The sequence below is a fragment of the Streptomyces sp. NPDC032745 genome, from assembly GCF_055579465.1.
Window position 1 is genome coordinate 337,818 of record NZ_JBVING010000006.1, and the last position, 13,415, is coordinate 351,232.

Sequence of the window (13,415 nt, forward strand, 5' to 3'; positions counted from 1 at the left end):
AACGTGTTCAAAGAACCTCTGGTGCGGACCTTACTCTGCGCGAACGGAACGCGTACGGTTTGTTACCAGACCGGAACACCGCGGCCGGTCAGTCCAGCCTCACCTGGCTTCCGTCGGGGAGCACGCACACGGATCCGCCGTAGGGGATGGTCCTGACCGTTCCGCCCTGATCCGTGCACTCCGCGGACGTGATGGTCGGGGTCGCCGCTGCCTGGGCCGTCGCGGCGCCGAGGGCACTCACGCCGGCCAGGGCCGCCGTGGCGAGAGCCAGCCCGAGCAGTCGTCGCATGCGCATGACGCGCCACCTCTCCGGTGCCCCGGGCCCGGTCCCCTCTGAGGGCGACCGGTTCCTGAAGCCAAGGGCGTCCTCCTTCCAGCATGGGAGTTGCCCGCCACGCCCGCGAGCGGTGGCTGGACAGACCGGCCCCGACTCGCGAGCACACGGCAACTGCTGCCTGCGCAGCCGATGTGACTACGAGCTCGACCACAGTCAGCACTTCCCGCGTGCCGTGCCAGCGCTCGCCCACCATGGCGCAGGGCACCGCCGGGGGAAGGAGCGAGCTGAGCGTGCGCGTCAACAGGAGAGCGACTTCGTAGTACACGGTCGGGTTCATGCCGTCGTGCTGGCAGCCCACCGTGTACGGACAGGCGGGGCGCGTAAACGATCTCCCGAATGTGAACGAGCTATTCAGGGCGCTCGGTGCCTTGAGGCGCCAGATCGCGAGAGCGCACGTGAACCTCTCCGTCCCTCCGTTCAGCCGACGTGCTCGCAGGTTGGCCGAGAGTCAGCTAAACGCAGCCCTGCTCCCGGCAGAGGATTTGCAGGACATCGCGCCAGCGCGGGACTGGGAGCCCCCGTGATCGCCCAATGCTTCCCGTGATTCCCCGCTCGATCGGGCATGCATGGGGCAAGGCACCAGTGCCCAAGCCCAACCGCGGGCTATTCGTGGAGTGCTCGGCGTAGCGCTTCGATGGCCATCGTGCGTGCAACAACGGTCGCTTTGGAGTCGCGGAGGCTGTCGAGCATGAGGAAATCATGGACCATCCCCAGCACTCGTACCGCCGTGACGTCCACTCCCGCCTCGCGCAGCTTGGACGCGTACGCCTCGCCTTCGTCACGCAGCACATCGGCCTCATCGGTGATGACCAAGGTGGGGGGAAGACCACGGAGTTGCTCGATGTCGGCGCGCAGTGGTGAGGCATAGATTTCGGCGCGCTGCCCGGGGTCGGTGGTGTAGGCGTCCCAGAACCACTTCATCCCGTCGCGGGTGAGGTAGTAGCCATCGGCGAACTGCTGGTACGAAGAGGTGTCGAAGTTGGCATCGGTGACCGGGTACAGCAGCACCTGGGCCGCCAGTCGGACATCGCCGCGTTCCTTGGCCATCAGCGCGAAGACGGCGGACATGTTGCCGCCTACCGAATCGCCGCAGACCGCCATCCGGGAGGCATCGAGGTTTCGCTCCTCGCCGTTCTGTATGAGCCACTTACCGACCGCGTAGTTCTGCTCGATCTGAGTGGGATACTTCGCCTCAGGGGCCAGGTCGTAGACCGGGAAGACCACCGCGGCATCCGATCCGGTCGCCAGTTCCCGGACTAGTCGGTCGTGAGTGTTCTCGTCGCCGAACACCCATCCGGCGCCGTGGATGTACAAAACCACCGGGAGGGTTTTCGTCGCCCCCTGGGGGCGGATGATTCGGGCTCGGACCTGGCCGTATTGGCCTGCGTCGACGCTCGCCCACTCCTCGTCCACCGCGGGCTTGACCACCCCCTGGCCCGCCTGCAGATCATCAAGGATCCCTCGGCCATTCTCCGGTGGGACTTCGTAGAGGCGCGGGTGCGGCTTCGTGGAATCCACCAGTTCCTGGGCCGCGGGCTCCAGGACCGGCGCCGGGAGCAACGAAGAAGTAGCCATGGTGTGCTCCTGCCTCAGAATTCGGTCGTGACGGCCATCTCCCATCGTCTCTCAGCAGCGCATCGGTGCAACTCTGTCAAGGCGCTGGAGCGTGCGTCACCGGCGACAGCTCATGCAAACTCGCAGCTTGCGCGGACTAGGAACCGCCACCGACCCGGTGCCCCCTGAACGCTGCCACTACGTCGGCGAACGCTGAGAGAACGGCCGGCCGATCGCACGGCACGGTGTCACGGAGTCCGACGATCGAGGGTTACACCCCGCAGCTAAGGACGCCGAGGGTCACATGTGAGGTCCGCGGGCTGACCGCCCCCCACTAACGACCGGCAACAGCCACGTCGGCTCCGGTACCGGTGGGCGCCGGAGCCGACGTTTCGGCTGCTAGACCCAGCTGTCCATCCACATGCGGCCGCGCCAGGAGTCCATCGGGAGCGTCTGGCCCGTGTAGATGGGCCAGAAGTAGATGAAGCTTCGCGGTGAGAGGCGAGATGACCCCTGACCAGCGAGTTCAGCATGGGTTAGGGGCCGTTACGGCCTACTGGGCCGTCTCTGGGCCGTGATCATGGCTCCCGGCGCGAACGACGTTCAGCCTGAACGCCACATCGGATGGTCCCCGGGTGGCCTTCCTACTGCCCTGCTGAGACCTTCGCTGCCTCCCCGTAGGCTCCTCCTTGCTGCATTGACGAAGTCCAGCTGCTTGGCGTCCAGCCGTTCCTGGAACGCAAGCCACCTATCGAGCCCTCCGCGTCCCGCCTTGAGCTCACGTTCGATCTCCCAGAAAACGGCATTAATCGCATCCCCAGCGCCAACGACCTCTGGTGTCGCGACAAGTCGGACCAGATTCATTGCGCGGTTCCACTGAGACCAGTCGATGTCGGGCCGTTCCCCCCGACGTGCCCAATGGCCGAGTTGATCCCGAATCTGGCCGTAAGCGTTGAGTACTTCCGCATACCCAGTGCGACAGGCGTCTCTTGTCCAGTGACGTTCTTGTGACCGGCTTCCGATGTGGCCTCCAGCTAAGACACCTAGCAACGTGGCCACCGCACCCATCGACGGCCCGAGAAGCTCCCCGAAGGACATGTCAGCACGGTATGGCATTGGCCCTCATGCAGGTAGATGGCCGCTCTCCTGGCCAGCCAGGGCCGGTGGGTTGCTCTACTGGGCTGCCCCTGTGCCGCGATCACGCTCGCTGTGGCCGTTCGAATAGCCCGTCGACTGCCTTCCGGGTCCGGCTCTCGCTGCTCGGCATCAGGTGTGTGTAGGTGCGGAGCGTGAAGCCCGGATCGGCATGTCCGAGGTACTGGCTCAGAGCCCGGATACTCTCGCCCGCATCCAGCAGTACGGACGCGTAGAAGTGCCTAAGGGCGTGCATCCCGTCGTGAGGCGAGGCCACGAATCGTTGCCCCTCCTTGGCAGGCGGGATGACTCCTGCGAGGGCCAGAGCGGGCTTCCACATGAAGTCGTTGAAGTAGCTCACCCGGACGAAGCTGCCCCCGGTCCCGGTGAACAGGAGCGACTTCGTCACCGGCGGACCGTCCGGTGTCCGCCAGGGCAGAGTGACGCGGACCGGTGGATGCAGCTTTGAGTGGGCCACGAGGCCGGCGGCCACCGATCGGGGCAGGGGAACCGAACGCGTCTTGCCTCCCTTGGGGAGGGCGAGCACGTACTTCCCTCGGATGCGCTTCAGCTGGTGCCCCACGTGGATCCACTCACCGTCGTAGTCCAGTTCCTCCTCGGAAAGCCCGAAGACTTCTCCCTGCCGCAGTCCGCACCCCGCAGCAGGGTCCACCGCCGTTCGGAGATGCTCAGGCAGCGCGGCGCGGACGGCCAGCACCTGCGGGGGAGTCCACGGGGTGACGCGGACCTTTTCGGGCTTCGGGACCTGCACGGATCGCGCCCGGCACGGGTTCTTGGTGATCAGCCCGTCGTCCACCGCGGCCGTGAACGCTGCAGAGATGGTTCCGAAGATGATCCGCCGGTGGGACGCGGCCAGGCCGTTCCGCTCCAGCGCGCCGAGCCATGTACGGATGTGTCCCGGCTGGAACGAGGGCATGGGACGGTTGCCGATATGCGGGTACGCGTGAAGCCTCAGCCTGTTCGTACGGCGCGGGGGTGGTCGCAGGAGCGGCTGATCTTCGAGATTGAGCGCTACGCGCGGCAGCACATGTTGAACGTCGCATCCAGCGCGAGCCTGAAGACCTACGTGTCGGAGTGGGAAAACGGCCGACGGGCCATCACGGAGCGGTACGCCGTGATCCTCCGGCCGCTGCTTGGGGTGACGGATGCCGAGCTGGGCGGGGAGCCTGCTCGCCCAGTCCCCCAGCAAGCTTATGGCTACGAGGACCTGTTGAGCCGGATCGACTCGGCGCGGAGCGTCAGCGATTCCATGGTGAGCACCTTCATGGACCAGACCGAGCTACTACGAACCATGGACCGGCAGATGGGTGCATCGGGCCTGGTGGACCAGATGAACGGCCACCTGGCGGCAATGGAGGACGCGCTTACCTTCGCGGTCCTGCCAGGAACGCGCCGTCCCATCGCGACCGCCCTGGCAGGGGCAGCAACCCTGGCAGCCTGGCAAGCGCTGGACGCAGGTTCTGTGGAGCGCGCATGGCGGCACTACGAGCTGGCGAAGCGCGCTGCGCAGGACGCTGATGCGCCCCAGTACTTGGCCCACGCCATGGGGGAGCAGGCGTACGTCCTGGGTGATGCCGGCCGACCCGAAATGGCGGTGGAGCTCATTCGCGACGCGCAGCGCACCCATGCGGAGCGGCAATCGCCTCGCCTTCGGGCTTGGCTGAGCGCGGCCGAGGCCGAACTGTGCGCCGCCGCCAGCATGCACGACGACGCCCGGCATGTGCTGGAACGGGCGGCGGCCGAGTTGCCGGAAGGCGCGCACGTTCGTGACTCCGACATGCTGAGCAGCACGGGGTCCGTGCGGCACCGCCGGCGTGTGGAACTACTTACGGGGCGGCTGTAGCCCGCGACGCGAGGACGTGCAGCAGGGCGACCAGGGTTCCTGACCCCATGAGCTTCCCCTCGGTCATGAGCTGGGGGATGTCCGCAAGTGGCACCCAGGCGATCTGTCCGCCTTCCTCGATGTCCGTGGGTTCGCCCTACTTCACCGCGCCCTGTGCCACGAAGATCTCGTGAGGCGAATCGACCATGCCGATCATCGGCTGATACGTCACAACGTGTTCGACGTTCGTCGGACGCCAACCGGTCTCTTCCTCGGTCTCCCGCGCCGCCGTGGTCGCCGCATCCTCGCCTTCGTCCACGATCCCGCCGGGGAGTTCCCATCCCCACTGCTGCGGGACGAAGCGATAGCGCCACAGCATCAGGACGCGCTGCTGCTCATCGATCACAGCAGTGACCGCCACGTGATGGAGGCGCACCACGTGGTGCTCGAACCGCTCGACCCCGGGCGGCTCAACGTCGACGAGGTCGAGGTTCACCCACCGGTTCTCGTAGACCGTCCTGCTGCCGTGGATCTTCCAGGCCTCGAGCTCTGCCGGCGTAGGGACGGTCTCGCCACCCACGACTCGGTACGAGCTGCGGTCGTACGCCTTGATGAGCCGCTCACTCGCCAGTCGGGCGAGCACCTGGCGGAGGGCGGTACGGCCAATCTCCAGCTCAGCGCTCATGGTCCGCTCAGAGGGAAGCTTTTCGCCGGGGCCGTACTTGCCCGACTCGATCCAAGACCGGATGGTCTGGTAGACCCTCGTCGACTTCGGTCCCATCCTCAGAGCGCTCTCCCCGTTTGTCGGCCGGTACCAGCCAGCGTAGTCGGGTGTCTGCTCGGGCGACTCGGCCATACCTGTCTCTCTTCCCGTTGGTATTGGGGCATCGGGGTAAGCGTCCGGAGGCTGCCCGGGTCGTCTCGTCGGTACTCCGTCCCAGTCCGGCCGAAGGGCAGCGCGCCCTTGGCGGCTCGGGGGATGATGCCGGGCATGTCCCCGGAACTGATCACCGCGGTAGCCACCCTGGCCGGCGTGGCACTAGGCATCGCAGGCACCCTGTCTGCCGCACGCATCCAGGCCAAGGGCAGCCACGCTCAGGCGGACGCGACCTTTCGGGCAGCCCAGACGACGGCTACCACGCAGTATGCAGCCGCTCTGGAGCAGCAGAATCGAGCTGCTCAGAGGACTGCATACGTCGGCTTCTTGGCCGTGGCCAGAGACTTCGTGCGTCGTGCTGAGTACACACGCACCTCTGAGGGGGATCGCGACGGTAGCGCTCAGGACCTGAGTGAGCCCCTTCATCAGGTCCAAACAGCTTTTGCTGCAGTGGAGTTGGAAGGGCCTGAGGTGGTACTGGTGAGGGCCCGAGAGTTCGCGCGCGAATCCTTCGTCTTTCAAGAACGTCTCGAAATTGGCGGGCATGTCTACCGTGCAATGAACAAGCTCTGGGCGCTTCACTTCGACGACGCTCTCAGGGAGTTCCCAGCCATCGAGTCTCTTGATCGATTGCGAGTCATCACTGGGGAGCTGTCCCAGCGCGATCGCATGCACCTGATGTGCAGCCCGGACATCCTGTCGACTGCAGACACGATCGGGGAGATCGGTACCCGATGGCGCACAGAATTCTTGCGCGCCAAGTCCCTGCTGCTGCCCTACGTGGAGGAGAGGGTCATCACTGAGGGAGAGGTGGAGGCCATAGTCCGGCACGCTGGTACGCAGGAGTGCAGCGTCGGAGACCTGCTGGGCTCGACTCAGAGAAAGATGGACACGGCTCTCAACAGCTTCATCCTGGCGGCCCGAACGCACCTCAATGCCACTGCGCCGGAGACCGCCTAGCAGCCGCGGCGGCGAGTGGCGGAGTCTCCGTCTCCCCGGTACCCGCCGACGGCACCGGCTGCCGAACTGCGCCTGATCACGGTTCGCGGCCAACCTTTGACCACTTGTGGGGTTCGGTCGGGTGAAAGTCTCTTGAAGTGCACAGGCTGTATGCCGGTTTCTCCGGCCAGGCGGTCTTGAATACCCGCGTGGCGCGAGTCACGGTGGGTGCAAATCCCACACTCACGGCATGAATGGCCCCTGACCAGCAAAGATGGTCAGGGGTCATTCGTGTGAGTGCTGTCCGCTGGCGACCGTTGTTCCCCGCCGAACGGGCACGGGAAGGGCACGATCACGTCCCGAGCCGTAGCTCTAGCGACATCGGTCTGCAACGGTCATGCCGGTCACCTTGCGCTCTCGAGGGAACACTTCGGGGCGGTGCCGGTTGCTCTGGTTGCGGTACGGCGCCTGCTACACGAGTGCCAGACAAGCCGATGACCCATGCCGCGAGCATGCTGTGGCCTCAAGAAAGCAGCATTAGTTCGCGCACGTTGCCCGAGGCGTCTACGAGCTGCAGCCTACCTCCGCTGCAGATTTCTCGGTCCACGAGGTCGTAGAGGGTGATGGCACGCCGCACGACCTCGGTGATTGACAGGTTCCTACCCTTGAACCTTTCCAGCGCCTCTCGTGTCTCCTGGTTGATGTTCACGCTAAGTCGCGTGACCGTCTGGACACCTGCGGCTTCCTGCGTCGGCTCACTCATGTTTCGGCCCTCCGATTACGTTGAGTAGCGTCCACGTCGGGAGCGCAGTTCGACAGACGTATCGACTAGGGCCCTATCGCGCTGCCGCTACTCACGGTGACGCGGGAGGGCGTCCTGGCCCTCCTTGACCACTCCATGATGCAGAGACGCGTATCAGGTGTCAATGCAATCCACATCGGATGCACATCGAGTGCGCATCCGATGCCCCTGGCTGTCTAGGTCCACTCGAGCGACACCGCCTCGGGTGATAAATTCGAAATAGAAGTGTATGTCTGTTGCCGTGCCTTTGGACGGCCCGCATGCCAACCCACATGAGCGACTTCAGCAAGGACGGGGATCCTTGCATGTACAGCCGCCGCTCTCCCCAACGCTCGGGCACTGTCTCCGTATCGGTGGAAGTCGTTTGCCCGCGCTTCCGGGCTCCGGACCACGTGCCAGAAAGAATCTTCTCGGGCTCATCTGAGCCTCCTTCGGATGCCCATGCCCACGAGGAGTGGGTGGAGTCGGAGGTCATTCTCCCTGGCAGCGATCCTGGCTGGTTGAAACAGGTCCCTAGGGGTCCGTTGCTGTGCCCGGAAGGAGAGGGCTGCCGTGGCGAACGCAAATCCAGACCCAACGCTCAATGAGGACACCGCACCGCAACAGGGGGTGCCCTGGACATCCAAAGGGGCGTCGGGTGGAGCAGTCACACCTCGTGGAGCACAGGAAATAACCGAGCCGCTTACTCCATACGTAGGGGTGCCGTGGCGTGAGACGGATGTGCCGGACCCAGACGAGACACGGCACCAAATCGCTGTCCGCTTGTTGTGGCTTGTTGCGGCACTAGCAGCGCTGCCGACAGTCGCTTTGATACTCGGACACTGGACCCACTTCACGGATGCCCAACTGCGAGAACTGAGCATCATTTTCACTCCCGTTGTTGCCCTAGCCAGCGCCGCCTTTGGCTTCTACTTTGGCAGCGACATCAAAAGGTGACACAGCTGGCCGACGTTGGTGGAGCCGTTCTGACCGCCGGTCCACCCGGGCTGGTGGCGAAAGGATGCAGGAGTCCGCAAGGTGTCCCGCAACTTGGGCAACTTCTTCCGGGCCGGCGAGACGCGCGGTGAAGGTTGCGTCAGCCGCCACCCGCCTGCCCTGCTACGGCTTGTCCTGGGTCGACGGCAGACGGGATGGCAGCGCTCACCCCCACCCGCAAAGCGGCCCGCAGTCACAGGACGGGGCCCCTCCAGCCCGGAGTTTGAGCGCCTCCGAAGGAGGCATCCGTTCTGACAGTCGGACGACAGATCAGGCTCGGCCCTTGCCAATGAAGCTCTTAGCCATTGGCACGAGGCCGGCTTTCAGGGCTGGAGCGGGGCGTAGGCGGGAGCGAAAGCCTAGGGTGGCGGGCGCGCGATGCTGTCTTGGCGGCGAAAGCACCCCGATGCCGTTGAGAAATCTGTGACGGGCCGTGGTTAGACAAAGATTTGGGCCGTCTGTGGGCCGTCCAGGGGTGGCCAGCGACACCCGCCAACGACCTACAACAGCCGTGATGGCTCCGGCACCGGTGGGCGCCGGAGCCAACGGTTCGGCTGCTAGACCCAGCTGTCCATCCACATGCGGCCGCGCCAGGAGTCCATCGGGAGCGTCTGGCCCGTGTAGATCGGCCAGAAGTAGATGAAGTTCCAGATGATCAGGAGGACCAGCACGCCCGCCGCGATCGCGCCCAGCGCGCGTCTGCGTTCCGTCGAGCCCGACGGGCCCAGCAGGGCGCCGATCATCATCGCCACCGCCAGGCACAGGTACGGGACGAAGACCACCGCGTAGAAGAAGAAGATGGTCCGCTCCTGGTAGTTGAACCAGGGCAGCAGGCCCGCAGCCAGCGCGCACGCGATCGCGCCCGCCCGCCAGTCGCGCCGGAAGAACCACCGCCACAGCACGTACAGCAGCGCGAAGCAGCCCGCCCACCACAGCATCGGCGTGCCCAGGGCCAGCACCTCGCGCGCACACTTGCCCGCCTCCGTCGCCGGGCAGCCGTCCGTACCCGGGTCGGGGGACTCGTAGAAGTAGGAGACGGGACGGCCCAGGACCAGCCAGCTCCACGGGTTCGACTCGTACGTGTGACCCGAGGTCAGGCCGACGTGGAACTTGTAGACCTCGGTCTCGTAATGCCACAGGCTACGCAGCCACTCCGGCAGGAACGACAGCGAACTGCCCTGGTCGTTCTTGGCCGCCCAGTCGCGGAAGTAGCCGCCCTTGCCGTTGTCGGGGGAGAGGATCCAGCCCGTCCACGAGGCCAGGTACACCGCGATGGCCACCGGCACCGTCGACAGGAAGCCCGGCAGCGCGTCGCGGCGCAGCATCGCCGCGTACGGGGCGCCCGCGCCGGCGGTGCGGCGTGCGGCCGCGTCCCACAGGACGGTCAGCACACCGAAGAACGCCAGCACGATCAGGCCGTTCCACTTCGTGCCGAAGGCCAGGCCCAGGCACACGCCCGCCAGGATCCGGTACGGGCGCCAGCCCAGGCGCAGCGTCTCGGCGACGGCGACGTCCGGGCGGGTGCGCCCCTCCTCGTCCACCGGGAGCGCGTCCGCGAGTCTGGCCCGGGTCCGGTCCCGGTCGACGAGCAGCGCCCCGAACGCGGCCAGCACGAAGAACATCAGCACCAGGTCGAGGAGCGCGGTCCGGCTCATCACCAGGTGCAGGCCGTCCACCGCGAGCAGCGCGCCCGCCAGGCAGCCCAGGAAGGTCGAGCGGAACAGGCGGCGCCCGATCCGGCACAGCATCAGCACCGACAGGGTGCCGAGCACGGCCGTCATGAACCGCCAGCCGAACGGCGTGAAGCCGAACATCCACTCGCCGAGTCCGATGACCCACTTGCCGACCGGCGGGTGCACGACGTAGCCGGGGTCCAGCGGGAGGGCGACCCCGTCGGGGTTGGCGAGGATCGACTTGTCGATGTCCTTGGGCCAGCTGGCCTCGTAGCCCTGCCGGATCGTGGCCCAGGCGTCCTTGGCGTAGTACGTCTCGTCGAATATCACCGCCTTCGGGCTGCCCAGGTGCGCGAAGCGCAGCACCCCGGCCACCAGCGCCACCAGCACCGGCCCCGCCCACGCCAGCACGCGCTGCCAGGCCCCCACCGCGGAGAGCGGGATCCCGAGCGCCGTCCACAACTGCTCGGAGGGCCGGGCGTACGGGGGCACCAGGCGGGCGCGGACGTCCGGGCGCCGCCCGGTGTCGGCGGGCGTCGCGTAGCCGAAGCTGCGCAGGCGGCGCAGCCAGGTGGACGGCTGTTCTTCGCGCCCCGCCGGAGGGGCGGGCGGAGCCCCCGCGGGGCTGGGCGGCGGCGTCGCGGTACTGGTCACCGGGTCATCGTAGGGAACGCACCTGTGCGAACCCCAGCGCCGGGGACCCTCGGTGCGTGTGCCGGGCGGGACGGATGACGTGTGCCGGTGGGACGGCTGAGAGGATGGGCGGGTGACGACTGACCAGCCCACCGGCTCCGAAACCCCCTCCTCGACCTCCTCCTCCGCGGGCGTGCTCGTGCTCGCCGGCACCCCGATCGGCGATCTCGCCGACGCCCCGCCGCGGCTCGCGGCCGAGCTGGAGCGGGCCGACGTGGTCGCCGCCGAGGACACCCGGCGGCTGCGCCGGCTGACCCAGGGGCTCGGCGTGCACACCACCGGGCGGGTCGTCTCGTACTTCGAGGGCAACGAGTCGGCACGCACCCCGGAGCTGGTCGAGGCGCTGGAGGACGGCAAGCGGGTGCTGCTGGTGACCGACGCCGGCATGCCGTCCGTCTCCGACCCCGGCTACCGGCTGGTCGCCGCCGCCGTGGAGAAGGACATCAAGGTCACCGCCGTGCCCGGGCCGTCCGCAGTGCTCACCGCGCTCGCCCTGTCGGGGCTGCCGGTGGACCGCTTCTGCTTCGAGGGGTTCCTGCCGCGCAAGGCGGGCGAGCGCCTCGGCCGGCTCCGCGAGGTCGAGGGCGAGCGGCGCACGCTCGTCTACTTCGAGGCCCCGCACCGGCTCGACGACACCCTCGCCGCGATGGCCGAGGTCTTCGGCGCGGGCCGGCGGGCCGCCGTGTGCCGCGAGCTGACCAAGACCTACGAGGAGATCAAGCGCGGCGGGCTCGGCGAGCTGGCGGCCTGGGCCGCGGAGGGCGTCCGCGGAGAGATCACCGTCGTCGTGGAGGGCGCCCCGGCGGCCGGGCCCGGAGACGTGGACGCCGAGGAGCTGGTGCGCAGGGTGCGGGTGCGCGAGGAGGCCGGGGAGCGGCGGAAGGAGGCCATCGCGGCGGTCGCGGCCGAGGCCGGAGTACCCAAGCGGGAGGTCTTCGACGCAGTGGTCGCGGCAAAGAATGCGGCTCAAAAGGTGCTGTAAGACGGTAAAGAGCTAACCTGAAAAGCAAAGCTCAGACCGCGCACCGGGCGCTTTGGGACATGAGTCGCCCAAAGGCCGTCCAACAGTAGACAGGGCCTGATGCGCTCCCGCCCGAAGAGGCGTCCACTGGCAATGGCACCAGTGGAACAAGAGGAGCTGGCATGAGTGAGATCGCAGACACCTCGGTACCCGTCCCCGCCCCCGTCCCCGCCCCCGCAGCACCCGTCTCCGTGCCGAGGTCCGCGGTGCACACCGTGCACGAGGCCTACTCGTTCGCGTGCATGAAGTGCGGGTACGCCTGGGAGCAGGGCTACGAGATCGAGCACCACGTCGACGGCAAGGGCCAGCCCTTCATCATCTACACCGTCAAGGGCGAGCGGGTCCCCTCCCCGCTGTCGAACCCGACCTGCCACAACTGCGGCGGGCACGTGGTGCGGATCATGCGGGAAGGCCAGGTGTCGTCGGTGCTCGGCACGATCGACAAGATCTACCACCACCAGATCTCGCCCGGGATCGCCGGCCCGGTGCCGGCCGGCGCGAACGTCCCGCGCACCCCGAAGCCGCGCAAGGCCCCGGCGCACGACGCCCCCGGACCCGTCCCGGTGGACGCGGCCGCCGAGCGCGGGGGCTGGCTCTCCCGCCTGATGAGGATCTTCCGCCGGTCATAAGATCGGCCGTATGAGCACTGCCGCCAAGGACGCCTCGAAGGACACCCCGCCGCCGCTGCCCGAACCCCTGCGGGTGGCGGTCGCGGACTCCCACACCCATCTGGACATGCAGGGCGGCACCGTCGAGGAGGGCCTCGCCAAGGCCGCCTCGGTCGGGGTGACCACCGTCGTCCAGGTGGGCTGCGACGTGAAGGGCTCCCGGTGGGCGGCCGAGACCGCCGCCGCGTACGAGAACGTCCACGCGGCCGTGGCCCTTCACCCGAACGAAGCCCCCCGCATCGTCCACGGAGATCCTGACGGCTGGTCCCGGCAGGGGGCGCGGTCCGGGGGCGGCGAGGCCGCGCTCGACGAGGCGCTGGCCGAGATCGAGGAGCTCGCGAAGCTCGCCCACGTCAAGGCCGTCGGCGAGACCGGGCTCGACCACTTCCGCACCGGGCCCGAGGGGATGGCGGCGCAGGAGCGTTCCTTCCGCGCGCACATCGAGATCGCGAAGCGGCAGGGCAAGGCCCTGGTCATCCACGACCGGGAGGCCCACGCGGACGTGCTGCGCATCCTGCGCGAGGAGGGCGCGCCCGAGCGCACCGTCTTCCACTGCTACTCCGGGGACGCCGCCATGGCACGCGAATGCGCCGCCGCCGGGTACTACATGTCGTTCGCCGGGACCGTGACGTTCAAGAACGCCCGGCCGCTGCGCGAGGCCCTCGCCGTGGCCCCGCTGGAGCTGGTGCTCGTCGAGACGGACGCCCCCTACCTCACCCCGGCGCCGTACCGCGGACGGCCGAACGCGCCGTACCTCATTCCGCTGACCGTACGGGCGATGGCGGCGGTGCGGGACATCGACGAGGACGCGATGGCCACCGCCCTGGCGGCGAACACGGCGCGCGCCTTCGACTACTGAGGACCACCGGGCCCGCAACGACACCCGACACGCCGGGTAG

At 67.5% G+C, this 13,415-nt stretch carries 9 protein-coding genes and 2 pseudogenes; 5 read left to right on the plus strand and 6 right to left on the minus strand.

Annotated elements, in window-relative coordinates; translation table 11 throughout:
* Positions 1-88: 88 nt before the first annotated feature.
* The 3 genes from ACZ5WG_RS18610 to ACZ5WG_RS18620 all read right to left on the minus strand — a co-directional run bounded on the left by ACZ5WG_RS18610 (position 89) and on the right by ACZ5WG_RS18620 (position 3,962).
* The gene (locus ACZ5WG_RS18610) at positions 89-295 is read right to left on the minus strand and encodes a hypothetical protein (RefSeq protein WP_468724380.1); all 207 of its coding nucleotides are present in this window, start codon (positions 293-295) and stop codon (positions 89-91) included.
* A 645-nt stretch (positions 296-940) separates the two neighbouring features.
* Entirely contained in the window at positions 941-1,912 is a 972-nt protein-coding gene (locus tag ACZ5WG_RS18615; protein WP_468724382.1) for an alpha/beta hydrolase, read from the minus strand.
* Positions 1,913-3,089: 1,177 nt separating this feature from the next.
* On the minus strand, positions 3,090-3,962 hold the full coding sequence (locus ACZ5WG_RS18620) for a tyrosine-type recombinase/integrase (RefSeq protein WP_468724383.1): 873 nt from the start codon (positions 3,960-3,962) through the stop codon (positions 3,090-3,092).
* Between the two features lie 111 nt (positions 3,963-4,073).
* Here ACZ5WG_RS18620 and ACZ5WG_RS18625 point away from each other — a divergent pair.
* Positions 4,074-4,832, plus strand: a pseudogene (locus ACZ5WG_RS18625) (XRE family transcriptional regulator); the annotation flags it as partial.
* A gap of 40 nt (positions 4,833-4,872) precedes the next feature.
* On the opposite strand, the pseudogene ACZ5WG_RS18630 reads toward ACZ5WG_RS18625, so the two are convergent.
* A pseudogene (locus tag ACZ5WG_RS18630) lies at positions 4,873-5,649 on the minus strand (NUDIX domain-containing protein).
* Between the two features lie 210 nt (positions 5,650-5,859).
* Here ACZ5WG_RS18630 and ACZ5WG_RS18635 point away from each other — a divergent pair.
* Positions 5,860-6,705: a hypothetical protein gene (locus ACZ5WG_RS18635; protein ID WP_468724385.1), complete on the plus strand. Its 846-nt coding sequence runs from the start codon at positions 5,860-5,862 to the stop codon at positions 6,703-6,705.
* A 502-nt stretch (positions 6,706-7,207) separates the two neighbouring features.
* Here ACZ5WG_RS18635 and ACZ5WG_RS18640 read toward each other — a convergent pair.
* Positions 7,208-7,447, minus strand: a complete 240-nt coding sequence (locus tag ACZ5WG_RS18640; protein ID WP_468724387.1) for a hypothetical protein — start codon at positions 7,445-7,447, stop codon at positions 7,208-7,210.
* Between the two features lie 1,571 nt (positions 7,448-9,018).
* The gene (locus tag ACZ5WG_RS18645) at positions 9,019-10,788 is read right to left on the minus strand and encodes a dolichyl-phosphate-mannose--protein mannosyltransferase (protein ID WP_468724389.1); all 1,770 of its coding nucleotides are present in this window, start codon (positions 10,786-10,788) and stop codon (positions 9,019-9,021) included.
* Positions 10,789-10,900: 112 nt separating this feature from the next.
* On the opposite strand from ACZ5WG_RS18645, the gene rsmI reads away from it, so the two are divergent.
* From rsmI to ACZ5WG_RS18660, 3 genes are all read left to right on the plus strand, one after another.
* The gene (gene rsmI / locus ACZ5WG_RS18650) at positions 10,901-11,809 is read left to right on the plus strand and encodes a 16S rRNA (cytidine(1402)-2'-O)-methyltransferase (protein ID WP_468724391.1); all 909 of its coding nucleotides are present in this window, start codon (positions 10,901-10,903) and stop codon (positions 11,807-11,809) included.
* Positions 11,810-11,970: 161 nt separating this feature from the next.
* Positions 11,971-12,477: a hypothetical protein gene (locus ACZ5WG_RS18655; protein WP_468724393.1), complete on the plus strand. Its 507-nt coding sequence runs from the start codon at positions 11,971-11,973 to the stop codon at positions 12,475-12,477.
* A 10-nt stretch (positions 12,478-12,487) separates the two neighbouring features.
* Positions 12,488-13,375: a TatD family hydrolase gene (locus tag ACZ5WG_RS18660; RefSeq protein WP_468724395.1), complete on the plus strand. Its 888-nt coding sequence runs from the start codon at positions 12,488-12,490 to the stop codon at positions 13,373-13,375.
* Positions 13,376-13,415 lie beyond the last annotated feature (40 nt).

Excerpts from the sequence above, each read along its gene's own strand:
- ACZ5WG_RS18655 (WP_468724393.1), top strand. The coding sequence starts at position 11,971 with ATGAGTGAGATCGCAGACACCTCGGTACCCGTCCCCGCCCCCGTCCCC.
- ACZ5WG_RS18640 (WP_468724387.1), bottom strand. The coding sequence starts at position 7,447 with ATGAGTGAGCCGACGCAGGAAGCCGCAGGTGTCCAGACGGTCACGCGA.
- ACZ5WG_RS18610 (WP_468724380.1), bottom strand. The coding sequence starts at position 295 with ATGCGCATGCGACGACTGCTCGGGCTGGCTCTCGCCACGGCGGCCCTG.
- ACZ5WG_RS18620 (WP_468724383.1), bottom strand. The coding sequence starts at position 3,962 with ATGCCCTCGTTCCAGCCGGGACACATCCGTACATGGCTCGGCGCGCTG.
- ACZ5WG_RS18615 (WP_468724382.1), bottom strand. The coding sequence starts at position 1,912 with ATGGCTACTTCTTCGTTGCTCCCGGCGCCGGTCCTGGAGCCCGCGGCC.
- ACZ5WG_RS18660 (WP_468724395.1), top strand. The coding sequence starts at position 12,488 with ATGAGCACTGCCGCCAAGGACGCCTCGAAGGACACCCCGCCGCCGCTG.
- ACZ5WG_RS18635 (WP_468724385.1), top strand. The coding sequence starts at position 5,860 with ATGTCCCCGGAACTGATCACCGCGGTAGCCACCCTGGCCGGCGTGGCA.